We start from the raw sequence: 14,932 nt of genomic DNA, 5'->3' as shown, positions 1-14,932 counted from the left end.
TGACGGACAAAAAGAGAATGTCGTCACTTGATGGGCAGCACGCTCCAGAGTGGGGTGAATACGAAATTGAGTACTTGCAGGACTTGGCTTACGCGCTGCAGGCACCGGCCGAACACCGCGTGTAGCCCGGCCTGGCTGGCTCCGTTCAGTAGAATGGAATTGACAACGCGGCGAGAAGCTGCGTGTCGCCGTTAGACGGCGCGCCGGAAGGCGCGCCCTCTCTTGGCCCAGCCATGGGATTCGTGGAGATCCCCAGAGTTTCCACCGGACGCGCAGCCTTGCCCGCTGAATGGTCCGGTGTTGATCCTCGCTCCACCCTGCCGAGGCATCGGACAGAGCCGCAGTTGCGCCGCTAGGGCGAACGCGCCATTCGATCCGGCATCACCACTGACACAATGCCGCGCCGTGCGCGGCTCCACCTTGGGAGATCCATGTCCACTATTACCCTGCCCGAAAGCGGGCCGATCACTGCCAGCATGGCCCGAAGCATCACCGGGAACATGTACCTCGACCGCAAGGAAACAGCGGCTTACATGGGGGTCAGCGAGAAGTTCCTCGCCACCCATCTGCACGACGGACCACGGCGCATCCGAGCAGGGGTGAAGATCCTTTACCGCCTGTCCGATGTCGAGTCCTGGCTGAAGCAGCAGGAAGTGGCCCGATGAACTCGGCCCAGACCTGCACCACCGACGGCTGCGAACGCAAGCGTAGGGCCAAGGGCCTATGCTCCATGCATTACCAGCGCCAGTTGAAGCAAGGCACCACGGGCGACGCTGCCCCGCAGCGGTTGGTCGGCGCGCCTGCCGCCGTCAAGCTCGCGGCGTACTCAGAACCAGCTGCAGACGGCAGCGGCTGCATCCTCTGGACCGGCGCGAAAGCTGACCACGGCTACGGCGTTTTCCGCCTAGCCGGCCGGCAAGTGCTGGCACACCGCGCCGCCTACGAAGTGCACCATGGCCCGATTCCGGAAGGTATGGAAGTGGACCACATTGCCTGCCCCGATGTCGCCTGCGTGAACCCCGAACACCTCCAGCTGGTTACCCGCTCCCAGAACCTACAGCTCCGCGACTTCCGGCGCGGACACTTCGCCGGCAAGCGCGAGATGGTCGCGACGTTCATCCGGCTAGGTGCCATTGAGGGGCTGAGGCTATTCCCTGCCGACGCGCTGAAACCTGTACAGGCGGCCGCTGTCGCCGCCGCTAACCAGGGCCAGGGTATCGAGGTGGCCGCATGAGCAAGGCAAAGATGGCAACCCATCCAGCTTGTGGCTCAACGTGGCCTAACCGCGAGCGCTACTCGCACTGCCCGAGCTGCCACCGAACCTTCAGCAGCCACCGCGTAGCCGACCGGCACCGGCAAACCATCGACGGCGAGCGCGCTTGCGTGGACCCTGCCGACCTGATGGTGAACGGGCATGCACCGGCACTGACTGATGGAGTCTGGGGCACCGGCGAAAAGCACCCCCTCTACAGGGCAGCGGCAGCGTGATTAGCCCCGCTCCACTGCCTTGCCCCTCCAATCACCCACGGGCGCGTCAGCGCCCTCGAAAACTACTCCCACTGCCCTCACAAGGAAGGACACCCATGACTAGACCGAAGAATGATTTTCGGGATGCCTACATCACCGCTGCGGCGACTGCCGCCGCCGCCGGTTGGATCACCGCTGACCAACTCGACGCCTTGGACATTCTGGCCGACAGCCTACGGATGTCCAACATGTCCCCTCTCTCGTGGCGCGATCTGAACACCGCCCTCGGGAGGCCACGCTCAGACAAGCGCGTAGTCCACACCCTGACCGAGCTACGACAGGCCGGCTGGCTTGCCGCTCGCCGTTGGGGACAGAACACCCTGGCGATTCCGACCACGCCTGCAGAGGCGGCTTGAGCGGCCTCGACGAGCAGGCGTCATTTGAAGGACCGGCCTACGCCCTCGACAATGCCCGCCGGGGATCGAAAGGCTGGCAGACCGAACGCGAGTTCGACCTTGACCACTGGCAGGAGGCGGCGCTGAGTGCGCCGCTCTCCAAGGCCGGGAAGGAGACGGTTCGACTCATGGCCAGCTTCGCCAATAGCAGGGGCTTCTCCAGGGTGGACCGGACGACTGTCGCCAAGGAGGCAGGGGTCAACAGACCGGCAACCATCACAGCCCGATGGAAGGTACTGCAAAAGGCGGGGCTGCTGGACAGCCGGCCCAGGTTCAACAACAGTTCCATCCACCGGCTCACCCTGCCGACCGGAGAGCGTTCCGCAAACCCTCTTGATGCAGACGTGCTGGACTTCGGCCAGTTCCTCGCCAATGCCGATTGGACGCCGCGGGGCGAAGCCCCGTTCTGACGGGGCCTGGACCAAAACCGCACTCTAAGTAGCGCCGGCAAACACGCATGGCGCAACACTGAAGCCTGACCGAAACCCTGCTCTGACTAGGGGAAACGTCAAAACCGCACTCTAAGAATAGAGCAAGCTGCACACGCCCCATGAACGACGGAACACGCAACGCCGACAATGACCAACCCTGACGATCCGCAAGGAGAAATCCCCGCACGACCACCAGACCGCTATAAGCACATGGGCCAGCACGGAGCCCCGGCGGAGTGCTGGCCCAGACAGGACCAAGACCGGGACCAGATCAAGACCAGACCGAGACCAAGGCCGGGGCGGCGTCAGCCGCCCCGGCCCAGTGGCTAACAGCTTGTGGCTCAACAGCCAATAGCCAATAGCTACCTGTCCTGGTCCCGGCACGGCGAAGCCGCGGAGCGGCGTAGCCGGTACATGCCAACGGCTTAGTCCTGGTCCCGGCCCTACGGGCCTCCGGCTGACGCCTCCGGCCCGTACCTCTAACGGGGCTTACATCAGTCCCGGCCAGCGGGGCGAAGCCCCGCACTACCCATTACCCATCACCCGAACACCGCTCTGGAAGGAGCATCCCCAATGTCCACGAAGAACACCAAGACCCCTGCCCCTGTCGCTGCTGCCGAGGCCGCAGTCGCTGAAGCCCGCGCCGCTGCTGACGCTGCCCGGGCCCGCCATGTCGAGATCTACGAGGAGCTGAATGCCGCCAAGGCCGAGATGCAACGGATCAACGACGCGCTCCTGGCCGGCGACACCACGCTCGACCCGGCCGACATGGTTGCTGCCCGCGATGCGGTCGAGACAAAGCGTGCGCTGAACGAGGCAGCGGGCAAGGCCGCTAAATTTGCGAAGTCCCGGCTTGCAGGGGCCGAAGCTGCGCTGATCGCCGAGCAGATCAAGGCTGAGGCTGGAGGTTACCGGACTAGCGAGGCAATCTCTGCCGATGTCGAGAAGCTGACCGCTGCTTTCGTACTGGAGCTGGACAAGATCGCCGCAGACCTGGACGAGCGCAACTCATTCCTCGCTGAAGCGATTGCAACCATGCGCAAGCACGACGGCGGACGCTCACTGTACGACACCATTCCGGATGCAATCGCCGGCGTACGTCGCGCCCGATCCGGAACGAGCGAAGGTCTCGAACTGGACGGCGAGTTCTACTCGCAGCCTTGGACCGAGCTGGCCGTCTACAAGGCTGCCGCCCAGCAGATCGAACTCGCAGGCTTCCCCCAAGTGCGCGCACGGCGCCTGGACAGCTAGCAGATAGCGACGGGGGCAGGGCTTCGGCCCTCCCCCTCGTGTCCAAAGTTCCCCGACCCACAATTAGCTACTCACCAGTAACCGCAAGGGAAGTAAAGGCCTCTCTTATGGTCAAAAAAGGTCTGAACCGCGCTCGGAAAAACCTGCTATCACCTGCGGTCCCGCTGGCGCAGACTCGAAGGGGTATACCCCCCCCACCTCTGCTTGGGCAAGTACGCTGTCGTGATCACCATCGAGAGAACGGGGAGCAGCAGTGGAAGCAAGTCCAATCGATCCGCGGGTTGAGTCATCCCTTGAAGAGAACCCTGATTACCGGGTTGATTTTTGGGGGCCTATCAAGGACGGAAGCGGCCGGGTGGTGGCTGACGGAAGCGACGAATGGCTGCTCACCGGTGTACGTGACGTTCATGAAGCCCTCGACTGGGCCAATAACAATGCGGATGGACGAAGGTTTGTGCTTTATGCCCGCTTCCAGGACGGCCGAAGTCTCGGCGTGGCTCGCTTGGCCGGAGAGGAACCATCGCCGTAAATACCCGTACGATTCCGTGATCCCCATGCACCCGCGGGCATGGTGGGCTGCCCATCTGGGGTATCCCCCACGTCAGGGTTCTGCCGGATCCTTTTTAGGATTCTGCTCAAGCCACTGCTCTACCTGCCTCCACTCCTCGCGGGGTAGCGGGGTAGTGAGGAGGTGCATCTTGGTCCACAGGACGGTGTACTTCTGGTCCAGTTCGTTCCGCCAAGTCTTGTGGTCTTTTAGCATGCTCTCCCAGGTGGGCAGCATCTGCCCTTCTTTCCAAGGCAGCAACGTGAGCCGGCAAAGCTTGTCTGAAAGCGCCGCTATTTCGGTGGACTTATTCAGCAAGTCAACGTGTACGCCGAACACGAGGCGCAACCGGTAGGCGGCAGAAGCCATACCGTCACGTGCAGCATCTACTCTCTTTGCCCAATCCGATGAGTCGCGACTCTCACTGAAGCCCCACCGGTCCACCACGTCCATGACTTCCTCGAAGGCGTCTTGAACTCGCATCATGGCCTCCAGCCGCTTATCGCGCAGCCAAGCCATGTACGCATCCTTTGAAGTTCGTTCCAATGCAGCCTGTTGAAACTCGATCTCTCGACTCTGAAGTTCCACCTGATGACTTGCGGTTCGCCTCACTTGCCACAGCTGCAGGAATACATTCCCTAGCAGCGCAAGGATGGCGGTACCCGCTGCAATCCACGCCGAGATGACCGAACCTTCGTCCACCTATGGCCTCCCTCACGTTCGACACATGTAGCTATGAGGCTATCAACACGCCTCACCGGGCAGCATCTGACGGACATCAGTCCCATGTGTCTCGCTACCCATGGGATCTAAGACATCTTGGTTGCGAGACACACCAGCTACCGGGACACCATCTGGAAGTGTCTCGCTTGCATGTCTCACAAGTGCCTGTTACATTTCATGCAATCAATCACTGTTGCGAGACACATCGAGAGGGGCATAGGGCATGGGAAAGATGATTGGCTACGCGAGGGTATCGACCAAGGCCCAGGACACGGGCCGTCAGGAACAAGACCTGATCGGTGCTGGGGTCCGCCGGGACGATCTCTACATCGACCACGGCATGAGCGGGGGCCGGGCCTCACGGCCCGAACTGGATAAGGCGCTTGCCGCCCTGCACGACGGGGACACCCTGGTCATCACCACACTGGACCGTCTCGGCCGGTCTACCCACAACATGCTGACACTGGCCGATGACCTCAAGGAACGCGGTGCGGGGCTGCGCGTGCTCAACCTCGGTGGCGGCGACGTGGACACCAGGACTCCCACTGGGCAGATGGTCTTTACCGTCATGTCCGCACTGGCTCAGATGGAACTGGACATCAAACGCGAGCGCATCAATGACAGCGTGACCAAGCGCCGTGCCGCCGGTAAGGATCTTGGAGGGCGCAAGGAACAGTTCACCGACCTGCAGATCCGCAATGCCAAGCGTCTGATCGACGCCGGCCAGCCCGCCGCACAGGTAGCCCGCGACATGGGAATGTCCCGCGCCACGCTCTACCGGCGCATCCGGCCACTGGAAGCCAAATAGCCAGGAACTACCGCTGGCCTATCGGCCGACGCCACAATGGGCACCCTGCGGGGGCAGGAATTGTTGATGTTCCATCGGTTCCCTGTCACGTTGAGGAGGAGGCGGCGGGTCCCCGCCAGCAGTGCTTCTCAGGTGGATACGATGTACCGGTCGCACCACGATTCCAGGGGGAACCATGAACATGCGCTTGGCCTACGGGCTGGCTGCTCTGCTTTTGCTCACCGGCTGTGCTGCCGGAGGGGATGCCGCGCAGTCGGCCAACTCCACTCCGGCTGCGGCCCCGAGCAGTCCGACCGAACCAGTGCCGATGAGCATTGAGGAAGCGGGAATGTACTACCTGAAGCATGTGTGCCCGATGAACAACGCGGTGGACGAATTCGACGAGGTGTACCTCCCCGCGTATGCCCAGGCCGAAGATGGCGGCCAGCCTGCTCTGGAACCTTTGACCACGGCTGCGGCCAAGCTGCGCGAGGTCCAGCGAGATCTGGCGGACGCCTTTTCCGCCGAAGACATCCTTTGGCCCCGTGAACTGCAAGAGGACGTTAACCCGTTCCTCGAGGACGTGTACGATAACGCAGGTCAGGCTGCTGTGCTGGCATCTGCCAAGACTACGGACCAGTTCTTTGCCCTCATGGCAGACATCGAACAGCGAGCCGCCCAATCCCCGGGGTTAGCTTTGGGCCAGAAGTTTCGGGCCAAGCTGAAACTGCCGGCGGACCCTTACGAATCCTGCGCAGATTACATCGAGAGCTAGCGGCGGGACAGCAAGCGGCGCAGCAAGCCAGGGCCACCCTGCGGGGGTGGCCTTCGTCGTCCCTGCTAGTGCCTGCTGAATGGGTTCTCCCGCCAGCAACGGGCAAGGCAGGGCACACATCCACCGTCAAGACAGTGTTGGAGTCGGTCACGCTGCGGCGTGCCCTCCAAGGTGGGTTGTAGCAGCTCATAGGATGGCCGGAAGGTAGGGCGACAAGGAGCGTGGAGACGTGGGCCGGTTATCGAATGCAGCGGTATACGGGGTTGGCTCGACGATGGTTGTCGTCGGCCTGACTAGTGCCTTTTTCACCTGGCTTGGTTTCGGTGGGATTGCTGAAGCCAACGACGACATCCGGCCCTCTGCACTCCGGATTGGAATCACTCTCGGATTTATGGGACTAGCCGCCCTGGGGGCCGCCCTGGTGCTGTTCGTTATCGCACGGGTCATTTGGGTAATGTTTAAGCGCCGCGGGGGTGACGGAAGCCTGATCAGGTGAACGACACCTACCCGCGGCCAAGTAGCCGGCGCAGGAAGGTTCAGTCCGCTCTCAAGGGCCTGACTGCCAAGGGGCGCCTACAAGGGGTAGACAGTCGCCAAGGCGCTGGCCTGTCGGCCAGCCCCAGCGGTTCAAAGTCCATACTTAGATTCGGTCTCCGGCGGGATAGCGCCGACTACGGACATGAGCGCCTTGTCGTAGTCACCTCCGAAGGCGATCTGGGTGAGGTCCTTGAACCGGATCTCCTCCAGGAAGTCCTCCCAGTTGGCTTTGGTGTCGATGGTCAGCAACCCTACGGACTTCTTGGTCCAACCTCCGGGCACGCCGATCAGACGGATGCCCGGATGCTTCGTTTCCCGGAACACTGAGACGATCGTGCCCGCCGCCGTCGCGGTTTCGAGGATGGCCCGCGGACTCGCGAGGTCGAATGAAGCCGCGGGCTTCGCCGGCGGCCACTGCTCGTCTTGGTGGAGGAACTTCTCGAACGTGGTTTCCTGATCCACCCGGCGCAGATCCGCCAGCCTGAGGACCCGGTAGCCATCCAGGTACCCGCCATCTCGAATGGAGGCCAGCAGGACCCACTTGGCACCGAGGTCCAGTACGATGCCCTGAATGTCCCAGTCCGGCACGACGGTACGCAAGATGGTGACCGGCCGGACTTCCCTCATGGAGTGGGTGAGCCTCGAATGGATCTTCTTCTTTGACTGGGCCTTCTGAGACATGGACCCATCCTCACATGCCAGCTTCAAGTCGCTGCAATACGACGGCCCAGGACTTCCGCCGGCCTATCAGCCGCAACCGGCGCAGGAACGGGACGGGCTGACGCCCGTCCGTGTCTGTATCCGGAACCTGATAAGAAGCAGGCGCAGGAGGCTCTGTGCGCCTCTCTGCGGGGCTAACATCGGACACCGTGGGCTCTCTGGCTGAGTTTGAACCTTTCTCCAGCATCCTGAGGGCAACAGCCTGTGTCTCAATGATCCGTTCGTGGGGGGCTATCAGGGCACGCATACCGTCCACCCGTTCCTCAGGGACGTCGGCGCGTCAACCTCGGCCTTCATGGCGCCGGCGACCGGCAAACTTACGGAGTAAGAATCTGACCGGGAGGGGCAGGGACGCCCGCTTTTCATAGCGCTCCCGAAGTCCTCGCAGAAGCTGCTCGTATTCGGCCCGGTCAAAAGTGAAGGACTGGTCCGGGAACATCCAAGGATCGTCGTCAGCGGTGCCGGTCTGCCACCCGAACTTCTGCCAGACGACTGTCTGCGGTGTCTGAACCAGTTCCATGCTCACCGCGTCGCACCATACGTCGCCGTCGATTGGGCAGACCAGGAGCGCAATGCGCCCGTCGTCGAAGTCGCCCGCCATGAGTCCCAGCAAACGATTCAGGTAATCGACCGCAGCCTGCGGTACCCAGTCGTCGCGGAGCACCGTCGTCTCCTGTTCGGGGCGTCTCTCGTCTTCCGGAATAATCAGCAGGTCCCGGAGCGGCTGGCCATTAACCAGGAAGTCTAGGAACTCCACCGGATGCTCCCGCTCGGGCGGGCTCACGGTGTAGTGCGAGGCGGCAGGGGCGACGGTAAGACGCTGAGTTGCCACTGGGCTCCTCTCTCATCGGCCGAACAGTCGACGCAGGAACGGCACGGGCTGGCGCCCGTCCTTTTCCATGTTCAGGAGTTTACGTGAACCATCCATTCATCTTCGGCAATCTTGATGCCCTCCAGACCATCGCCATTCGGGCAACGGTCAACGTCCGTGCCGTCGACGCTCACATTTGCGGCCCACCGGAACTCCTCGCCTAATCCCTCCAGATCGCCCAGCGGATAACGGACGGCCACCATTCCGTCGACGGCTACAGCGCCGTTGGTGATGTCCTTCTGGGTTGCCGTGCCGGAGTTGAAGATGAAGTTCTCGCTCTCCATGCCGTCCTGGAAAGTCGAGCCGATTTGGTATGAAGTTTCTCCGTCTGCGCTGGACGCCATTACGGAGAAGAACACCCGGCCAGTCGTAGGCAGATCTCCGGCAAGCTTGTACTCCACAAACAGCAATGAGCCATCACTGAGCAGGCGGGCCTGCTCCAGCTCAACACCGCCCTTGGTGGAATCCTTATTGGAGTCCTTGCAGATGGACTCCACAATCTCCGACGCGGAAGCAGACGCCGTAGCCGACGCTGACACCGGCTGTTCCGGTGCGGGCGACGAGCTGCTGGCGTCGGGCTCCGCGGCCGAAGTATTCGAGGCACAACCCGATAGAGTCAGCAGCCCGACAGTAAAAATCCCCCACATTTTTCTCATGGCTCGATCCAATCACGCGCCTGACTGTTCGACTGGGAGGCTCTATTCCGAGTCGATAACTTCACCGCTGGCGTCACTCGGGTCAGCTGCGCGCTCTCACAGCACCAGTGCCCTGTAAACACACGGAATCGGCAGCATTGAGGTGACGAAAAAGTGACGATGATCTAGAGAAGGGCCAAGAATCGAAGGGAACGCATGAGACGTCGCGGATGTCAAGGACGAGATTCTAGGGCAAGCGAAAGGCCCCTACTTCCCTTTGTTTTCAGGGAAGTAGGGGCCTTTCGTGTAGTGGAGCTTAGGGGAATCGAACCCCTGACCTTTTCATTGCGAACGAAACGCTCTACCAACTGAGCTAAAGCCCCGGATGCGCGAGTTCACGCGCAGTCACACGTCTGTAAGGGTAACGCATCGGCCCGCCTGAGCACCAAATGATCACAGAATTTTCCGGTGAGCAGTGTCGAGCGTGTTAGCCGCCGAGTCCAGATCATCATCGAACAGGTCCGCGTAGACGTTGAGCGTAACCGAGGCGTCCTTGTGCCCGAGCATGTGGACACTTACTCGTCGGTTACTGCGTTTGATCGTCGAGTTGGTAAAACTGCTGGTCCACCTCGACTAGCGAGAACCCCGGCCTGAAGAATCAGGCCGGGGTTCTCATCGCTGGTCTTCCTCGCAAAGCCTTGTCCGACCTTTCGCAAATTCATTCATTCCATGAAATAGCTCGAGCAACTTCTCAGCGCCAATTGCCAAGCATGACGAAAACGGCTTCGTCTACGCGCCCACCATGGTGTTGCCCGCCGGGACTGGAAGCGGTGCCGCAAGCTGCGCCCGCACGAACTGAACCGCCTCAAGGCGGGCAAACAGCTTACCCGCTACTAGGAGGCGCGGGGCGCTGGCTTACATTCCCAGCACTTACGCCGATTATCAACAAAGACCAACCGAATAGCACCACCGGCGGGCTCCACCATGGGGCCCGCCGTTCTCACGCCAACAGCAAAGGAACAACCGGCCATGGATTACTCCTCCAGCACCCCGCAGCAGCCCACCCCGCCCACCACGTTCGGCGCCCCGCAGCAGACCGAGCAGAAGCCCAAGAAGCCCTGGTACAAGAAGGCGTGGGTGCTGCCCGTTGCCTGCGGCGTCGTGGGCATCATGATGGGCTCCGCGGCCGCCGGCGGCCCCCCGGAGACTGTCGAGGTCAAGGTCCCCGGGCCCACCGTCACCGTCGAGGCTGAGCCCGTCACCGAAACCATCACCGAGCGTGTGGAGGTCTCCCCGGACTCCTGCATCGAGGCACTGGACCTTGCCATGGAAGCGATCGATCTTATGACACCGCTGCCGGGCATGATCTACGAGTCCGGAATGGCAGGCATGGAGGGCGACGTGGCCACTATCGAGTCCATCAGCGCCCGCCTCAAGACGTTCAATTCCGACCTTGAGGAGCTGACCCCGCAGGTGGGCGTCGCCTCCTCCGGCTGCCGCGGCTCCGCGCAGTAACCAAAGAGGACGACAAAACGTCTGCAGTAGGCGTTAGCTTCGGAGTAGGCAACTGGCCTGGTCCTGCTCGATGTTCCAAAAACGCAGGGGACACTGGTCATGTCCGTATACGGGCAGGACGCTTGGGAATGGGAACTACCGTCGCCCGGTGATAAGGCCTGAAGTTTTCGTGGCGAACAGCAAGACCCCTGGCGGTCCGGCATCCGGACTGGCAGGGGTCTTCAGCTGTGTGAACAACAAGGTCGGGGCTTCGCGGGCCCGCAGACACTGCTCCGGCTTCGTGGGCCTGAACCGTGCACCTCAACGGACTGGCAGCTTGTGGCTTCGCCCGATCTGATAGGTATCAGAGCACCTTCCCGACAATCCGTGCAAGCGTGGGGCTTACAATTGATCAGAGTGTTCAAACGGTCGCACGGCGTTCGACAGGAAGTGGTCATTTTGCAGCAACTCGATGCGACGGACCGTCGGATCCTGCTGGCGCTGGATGAGGACCCGCGGATTCCGGTGATGATGCTGGCCCAGCGGCTCGGCTTGGCCCGCGGCACGGTCCATTCACGGCTGGAGCGCCTGGCGGCCTCTGGTTGTCTGCGCACGCACTCGGCCCGGGTGCTGCCGGAAGCCTTGAACCGCGGGGTGATGGCCATGGTGAGTGCCGAATTGGATCAGAGCAAGCTCAACGATGCGGTGGAAGCGCTTAGGAAGATCCCGGAAGTGCTGGAATGCCACGCCCCTGCGGGCGATACGGACTTGCTGATCAGAGTGGTGGCCAGCAGCCCGGACGATCTGTACCGGGTAAGCGAAGAAATCCGCTTCTGCCCGGGCATCACCCGCACCTCCACGCAGATGTTCCTGCGCGAGGTGATCCCCTACCGCACCACGGGCCTGTTAAAGCAGGACTGATCGCCTGAAGCCAGAGCGGCACCGCCGCACCGCCGCGCCGGCCTAAAAGAGCCGGTGGCTCGGATAGCCGGCCCGGGGCCAGCTAGAAGAAGAAATGCGCCAGCACACCGATCACCCAGACGGCGCCGGCGGCAAAGGCGCAGCCGAGCTCCACCAGCATGCCCAGGCCCACGGCCTTGAGCGCCGCCCAACTGGCCCCGACCGCCTGGCCAAAGTCCCGCCGTCGTGCGTATTCGCTGAGCAGTAGCCCGGCGGCAAACCCGATGAACAGCCCGACGACGGGAATTACGAACATCCCGACCACACCCACCAGCACGCCCGCCAGGATTGACCAGTTGGGCACCTGCCTTTGTTTCAGCCGGCGCCCGGTGAGTACCAGGCTGGCCAGCATGCCGGCGGCCACGAAAACCATGCCGATCGCGAAGACCACCCAGCCCAAAGTGCTCTGCAGGACGATGGCCCAGACCAGCAGGCTGATGCCGATGGTGATGGTGCCGGGCAGCACGGGGACGACGATGCCGGCAATACCGACGGCGATGAGCAGGCCGCAAAAGACGGTCGCGAGTATCTGGGCTTCCACCCACCCAGCCTACTGGGGTGCGGCGGGTGGATCCGGCAGGCCTGGGTGCGGGCGGGGCTTTCGCCGGCTGCAGGGCGAAGCCACGGACGCAGCGCCGGCATCGATGGTTTCCGCCGGTCCTGAGAGGGCCCTCACGCGGTCGCGGCCTTGACGAGCGCCTCGACCTTTTCTTCCACTGCCGGGGTCCACTCCACTATTGCAAACGAGACCGGCCACATCGGCCCGTCGTCGAGCGTGGCCGCATCGTTGAATCCGAAGGTCGCGTAGCGGGCCTGGAACTTGGCCGCGCCCTGGAAGAAGCAGACGACCTTGCCGTCCGTGTTGGCGTATGCAGGCATCCCGTACCAGGTCTTGGGCAGAAGCCCGGGCGCGTTCGCGGTGACGAGCGCGTGAATGCGTTCCGCGAGGACGCGGTCGGCGTCGGGCATCTCGGCGATGGCGTTGAGCACGGCGCGCTCGTTGTCGGCCTTCTTCTGGCCGCTGCGCCCCTGCGCCTTCAGCTCTTGGGCCCGCTCCTTCATGGCGGCGCGCTCGGCCTCCGAGAAGCCGCCCGCATCGGACTTCTGGTTGGCGCTCATCTCGATCTCCCTTGTACGAATCACGACCGACAGTAGCAGCCGCTTGGGGGCGCGGGCTTCTCCAATTCTGCTCGGTCCGTGAAAAACGTAGCCGTCGGCGGGCAATCTGATATACGGTGCAGCGATACCTCGCGGCTACAGGGGCGGGGCTGGTTAACGGAAGGCGCGGGGACATCATGGACGACGCACAGAACCGCCAGGACCTGACCCGGCAAATCGACCAGCGCCGTGATGAGATCAGGGCTTTTCTTCGCCGTGCCCGTCCCAAACGCAACCGCCTGACCAATGTCAGCGTCGTCGGGAGCTCGGTCGTCGCCGCGTTGACGGCGGGCCCGGGCTTCGGCCAGAACAATTTCAACACGGCGGTGGCGGGCGCTTTCTCGCTATCCAGCACGTCGATCGTCTGGCAGGTCATCTGCATCCTGGCGTCGATCCTCTCCCTTGCCGCCGCGATTGCGTCCGGCCTTGCCAATTCCCGCAACAGCGCGGATCAGATCTCGACGGCCGAGTCCGCCAGCGCGCAACTCGACGGGCTGCTGACGGCCCTGAAGTACGGCCAACTGCCGGTGGGCGACGCAGCGCGGCTCTATCAGGAGTACAGCTCGAAGGCAGCCTTCATCGACTAGCCGCTCCGCGGCGGTGTCGGCGCATCGGCCCGTGCGCGGGGCTGCCTGAGGCCGCAGAGGCGGCGGTGTCGGCCCAGCGACGTGCGCTCGCGGCTACCGCACGCCTTTGATTTTGACCACGAAGACCGCGCCGAGCAGCCCGATCACGGCCGACAGCACGAACAGCGCCGTGTAACCGCCGAGGTAGAGCACGGTGGGGGCGGCGATCAACGGGGCAATCACCTGCGGCGACGAGGCGGCGATGTTGATGACGCCCATATCCTTGCCCCGGTCGGCGGCGCTCGGCAGCACCTCCGTGAGCAGGGCGAAGTCGACGGCCAGGAACATGCCGAAGCCCGCGCCGAGGACCATGGCCGCGCCGACCACGGCCGGCCACGCGGGCGTGATGGCCACGATGACCGATGCAGTTGCGATGGTGACCGAGGACGCGATGACGAACGGCTTGCGGCGCCCCACCCGGTCGCTCAGAGGTCCGCCCACGACCGCCATCACCACCACCATGGCCGCATAGACTCCGGTCAGCAGCAGCACGCCGGCGGCCGGGTCCGGATGCCCCACGGCGTCCTGGAGGAAGAAGAACAGGTAGAGGGTGAAGATGTTGTTGCCCAGATTGACCAGGAAGCGGGTCAGCCACGCCCAGCCGAAGTCGGGGTGCTTGGCGGGGGAGATCCAGAAGCCCTTCAGGAAGCCGGGACAGGCGAAGGGCGGGCGGTCGGCCTTGCGCAACGGGGTGTCCCGGCCCGCGATCACGAATGGGATGATGCTGGCCAGCAGGAACACGGCGCAGTAGATGTAGCCGAGGACGAAGCCGCCGGCCAGATTGGCCAGCACCGCGCCCATCACGATGCCCAGCGTCTGCCCGATGGCGGCCAGCCCGCCGATCTGGCCGCGCTGCCGCCGCGGCACGCGGTCCGGAATGCTGGCCGTAACGGCCGCGTAGGCGCCATTGCACCCGGCCTGCACCAGGCACCAGCCGATCACCATCACCGCGATGTTGGGGGCGCCGGACAGCAGCAACAGCGCGGCGAAGCCCAGGACGCCGCCGGCCAGCGCCCACGGCACGCGTCGTCCGAACCGGGAGGTGGTGCGGTCGCTCAGCGCCCCGAAGATCGGATTGGCGACCAGTGACACGGCGGCGCCGAAGCCGGTGGCCATCGCCAGGACGGCTTCCTTGTTCACGGCATCGAACGCCTGCGACTGCTGGGCCAGCAGCACCTGCAGCGGGCCGAAGAACGCCGCATTGATGCCGAGGTTGGTTAGCACGACGGCGGTGACCCAGCCGGGCCGGACCTTGGTGGTGGGCTCCCGGAACGCCGCGGGAAGGTCGAGCGCCGGCACGGGATCGCGCGGTTCCTGGACGGACATGGCCACAACCCTCCTCACCGACGGCGCGGCCTGGCCGCGGTCCCTGTTGTTGCAACAGCGTACAGCCGCCACCGCGCAGGCCGGTAAGACCATGCCGCGGCGGCCGGCGGTATCGCCTAACGGCAGGCCGACAGCGCTGACCGGCGGGCCTTAAAAGGACTTGCGGGGC

19 protein-coding genes and 1 tRNA gene are annotated in these 14,932 nt (G+C 63.4%); 12 read left to right on the top strand and 8 right to left on the bottom strand.

The features are described 5' to 3' along the window. Positions 1-431: 431 nt before the first annotated feature. The 7 genes from AC5RW2_RS22455 to AC5RW2_RS22425 all read left to right on the top strand — a co-directional run bounded on the left by AC5RW2_RS22455 (position 432) and on the right by AC5RW2_RS22425 (position 4,133). Positions 432-665: a helix-turn-helix transcriptional regulator gene (locus tag AC5RW2_RS22455; RefSeq protein WP_494074620.1), complete on the top strand. Its 234-nt coding sequence runs from the start codon at positions 432-434 to the stop codon at positions 663-665. After that, complete coding sequence (locus AC5RW2_RS22450; protein ID WP_494074619.1) at positions 662-1,234, top strand: HNH endonuclease signature motif containing protein; 573 nt, start codon at positions 662-664, stop codon at positions 1,232-1,234. Before AC5RW2_RS22455 ends, AC5RW2_RS22450 begins: the two co-directional genes overlap by 4 nt. Further along, a complete protein-coding gene (locus AC5RW2_RS22445; protein WP_494074618.1) occupies positions 1,231-1,488 on the top strand; it encodes an FDXHR family putative zinc-binding protein in 258 nt (85 codons plus the stop codon). Before AC5RW2_RS22450 ends, AC5RW2_RS22445 begins: the two co-directional genes overlap by 4 nt. A 95-nt stretch (positions 1,489-1,583) precedes the next feature. Next, positions 1,584-1,883: a hypothetical protein gene (locus tag AC5RW2_RS22440; RefSeq protein WP_494074617.1), complete on the top strand. Its 300-nt coding sequence runs from the start codon at positions 1,584-1,586 to the stop codon at positions 1,881-1,883. Further along, positions 1,880-2,332, top strand: a complete 453-nt coding sequence (locus tag AC5RW2_RS22435) for a hypothetical protein (RefSeq protein ID WP_494074616.1) — start codon at positions 1,880-1,882, stop codon at positions 2,330-2,332. The genes AC5RW2_RS22440 and AC5RW2_RS22435 overlap by 4 nt, the downstream gene beginning before the upstream one ends. Before the next feature lie 594 nt (positions 2,333-2,926). Beyond that, positions 2,927-3,604 carry a hypothetical protein gene (locus AC5RW2_RS22430; RefSeq protein WP_494074615.1) on the top strand — a complete coding sequence of 226 codons (678 nt, stop codon included), beginning with the start codon at positions 2,927-2,929 and terminating at the stop codon, positions 3,602-3,604. A gap of 253 nt (positions 3,605-3,857) precedes the next feature. Then, a complete protein-coding gene (locus AC5RW2_RS22425; RefSeq protein WP_494074614.1) occupies positions 3,858-4,133 on the top strand; it encodes a hypothetical protein in 276 nt (91 codons plus the stop codon). 72 nt (positions 4,134-4,205) lie between these two features. On the opposite strand, the gene AC5RW2_RS22420 is transcribed toward AC5RW2_RS22425, so the two are convergent. After that, positions 4,206-4,853 (bottom strand): hypothetical protein, encoded by a 648-nt coding sequence (locus AC5RW2_RS22420; protein ID WP_494074613.1) that lies wholly within the window; start codon positions 4,851-4,853, stop codon positions 4,206-4,208. 244 nt (positions 4,854-5,097) lie between these two features. Between AC5RW2_RS22420 and AC5RW2_RS22415 the strand changes: the two genes are divergently transcribed. Both AC5RW2_RS22415 and AC5RW2_RS22410 read left to right on the top strand, forming a co-directional pair. Then, a complete protein-coding gene (locus AC5RW2_RS22415) occupies positions 5,098-5,682 on the top strand; it encodes a recombinase family protein (RefSeq protein ID WP_494074612.1) in 585 nt (194 codons plus the stop codon). Between the two features lie 175 nt (positions 5,683-5,857). Further along, the gene (locus AC5RW2_RS22410) at positions 5,858-6,436 is read left to right on the top strand and encodes a hypothetical protein (protein ID WP_494074611.1); all 579 of its coding nucleotides are present in this window, start codon (positions 5,858-5,860) and stop codon (positions 6,434-6,436) included. A gap of 627 nt (positions 6,437-7,063) precedes the next feature. On the opposite strand, the gene AC5RW2_RS22405 is transcribed toward AC5RW2_RS22410, so the two are convergent. The 4 genes from AC5RW2_RS22405 to AC5RW2_RS22390 all read right to left on the bottom strand — a co-directional run bounded on the left by AC5RW2_RS22405 (position 7,064) and on the right by AC5RW2_RS22390 (position 9,582). Then, a complete protein-coding gene (locus AC5RW2_RS22405) occupies positions 7,064-7,654 on the bottom strand; it encodes a hypothetical protein (RefSeq protein ID WP_494074610.1) in 591 nt (196 codons plus the stop codon). A 319-nt stretch (positions 7,655-7,973) separates the two neighbouring features. Continuing rightward, a complete protein-coding gene (locus AC5RW2_RS22400; RefSeq protein ID WP_494074609.1) occupies positions 7,974-8,525 on the bottom strand; it encodes a hypothetical protein in 552 nt (183 codons plus the stop codon). A 71-nt stretch (positions 8,526-8,596) separates the two neighbouring features. Then, positions 8,597-9,220, bottom strand: coding sequence for a hypothetical protein (locus AC5RW2_RS22395; protein ID WP_494074608.1), 624 nt, complete (start codon positions 9,218-9,220; stop codon positions 8,597-8,599). A gap of 289 nt (positions 9,221-9,509) precedes the next feature. Then, positions 9,510-9,582 (bottom strand) — tRNA-Ala (locus tag AC5RW2_RS22390). Between the two features lie 646 nt (positions 9,583-10,228). Between AC5RW2_RS22390 and AC5RW2_RS22385 the strand changes: the two genes are divergently transcribed. Next, positions 10,229-10,714 carry a hypothetical protein gene (locus tag AC5RW2_RS22385; protein WP_494074607.1) on the top strand — a complete coding sequence of 162 codons (486 nt, stop codon included), beginning with the start codon at positions 10,229-10,231 and terminating at the stop codon, positions 10,712-10,714. 438 nt (positions 10,715-11,152) lie between these two features. Next, positions 11,153-11,614 carry an Lrp/AsnC family transcriptional regulator gene (locus tag AC5RW2_RS22380; RefSeq protein ID WP_493989860.1) on the top strand — a complete coding sequence of 154 codons (462 nt, stop codon included), beginning with the start codon at positions 11,153-11,155 and terminating at the stop codon, positions 11,612-11,614. Between the two features lie 82 nt (positions 11,615-11,696). Here AC5RW2_RS22380 and AC5RW2_RS22375 read toward each other — a convergent pair whose 3' ends face one another. Both AC5RW2_RS22375 and AC5RW2_RS22370 read right to left on the bottom strand, forming a co-directional pair. Further along, a complete protein-coding gene (locus AC5RW2_RS22375; RefSeq protein ID WP_494024148.1) occupies positions 11,697-12,194 on the bottom strand; it encodes a DUF456 domain-containing protein in 498 nt (165 codons plus the stop codon). A gap of 131 nt (positions 12,195-12,325) precedes the next feature. Beyond that, a complete protein-coding gene (locus AC5RW2_RS22370) occupies positions 12,326-12,772 on the bottom strand; it encodes an iron chaperone (protein ID WP_494074606.1) in 447 nt (148 codons plus the stop codon). Between the two features lie 176 nt (positions 12,773-12,948). Between AC5RW2_RS22370 and AC5RW2_RS22365 the strand changes: the two genes are divergently transcribed. Then, entirely contained in the window at positions 12,949-13,398 is a 450-nt protein-coding gene (locus tag AC5RW2_RS22365; protein ID WP_494025118.1) for a hypothetical protein, read from the top strand. A 93-nt stretch (positions 13,399-13,491) separates the two neighbouring features. Here the strand turns inward: AC5RW2_RS22365 and AC5RW2_RS22360 are convergent, their stop codons facing one another. Next, a complete protein-coding gene (locus AC5RW2_RS22360) occupies positions 13,492-14,763 on the bottom strand; it encodes an MFS transporter (protein ID WP_494074605.1) in 1,272 nt (423 codons plus the stop codon). Positions 14,764-14,932 lie beyond the last annotated feature (169 nt).

It is taken from the genome of Arthrobacter sp. B0316-1-20, from assembly GCF_059091865.1.
The sequence above is the reverse complement of the archived record's forward strand: the minus strand, read 5'-3'. Positions and strand labels throughout refer to the sequence as shown.

Bases quoted from the DNA above. Each gene is read 5' to 3' on its own strand.
- AC5RW2_RS22450 (WP_494074619.1), top strand. From the start codon at position 662: ATGAACTCGGCCCAGACCTGCACCACCGACGGCTGCGAACGCAAGCGT.
- AC5RW2_RS22440 (WP_494074617.1), top strand. From the start codon at position 1,584: ATGACTAGACCGAAGAATGATTTTCGGGATGCCTACATCACCGCTGCG.
- AC5RW2_RS22430 (WP_494074615.1), top strand. From the start codon at position 2,927: ATGTCCACGAAGAACACCAAGACCCCTGCCCCTGTCGCTGCTGCCGAG.
- AC5RW2_RS22455 (WP_494074620.1), top strand. From the start codon at position 432: ATGTCCACTATTACCCTGCCCGAAAGCGGGCCGATCACTGCCAGCATG.
- AC5RW2_RS22370 (WP_494074606.1), bottom strand. From the start codon at position 12,772: ATGAGCGCCAACCAGAAGTCCGATGCGGGCGGCTTCTCGGAGGCCGAG.
- AC5RW2_RS22395 (WP_494074608.1), bottom strand. From the start codon at position 9,220: ATGAGAAAAATGTGGGGGATTTTTACTGTCGGGCTGCTGACTCTATCG.
- AC5RW2_RS22385 (WP_494074607.1), top strand. From the start codon at position 10,229: ATGGATTACTCCTCCAGCACCCCGCAGCAGCCCACCCCGCCCACCACG.
- AC5RW2_RS22365 (WP_494025118.1), top strand. From the start codon at position 12,949: ATGGACGACGCACAGAACCGCCAGGACCTGACCCGGCAAATCGACCAG.
- AC5RW2_RS22360 (WP_494074605.1), bottom strand. From the start codon at position 14,763: ATGTCCGTCCAGGAACCGCGCGATCCCGTGCCGGCGCTCGACCTTCCC.
- AC5RW2_RS22405 (WP_494074610.1), bottom strand. From the start codon at position 7,654: ATGTCTCAGAAGGCCCAGTCAAAGAAGAAGATCCATTCGAGGCTCACC.
- AC5RW2_RS22415 (WP_494074612.1), top strand. From the start codon at position 5,098: ATGGGAAAGATGATTGGCTACGCGAGGGTATCGACCAAGGCCCAGGAC.
- AC5RW2_RS22410 (WP_494074611.1), top strand. From the start codon at position 5,858: ATGAACATGCGCTTGGCCTACGGGCTGGCTGCTCTGCTTTTGCTCACC.
- AC5RW2_RS22445 (WP_494074618.1), top strand. From the start codon at position 1,231: ATGAGCAAGGCAAAGATGGCAACCCATCCAGCTTGTGGCTCAACGTGG.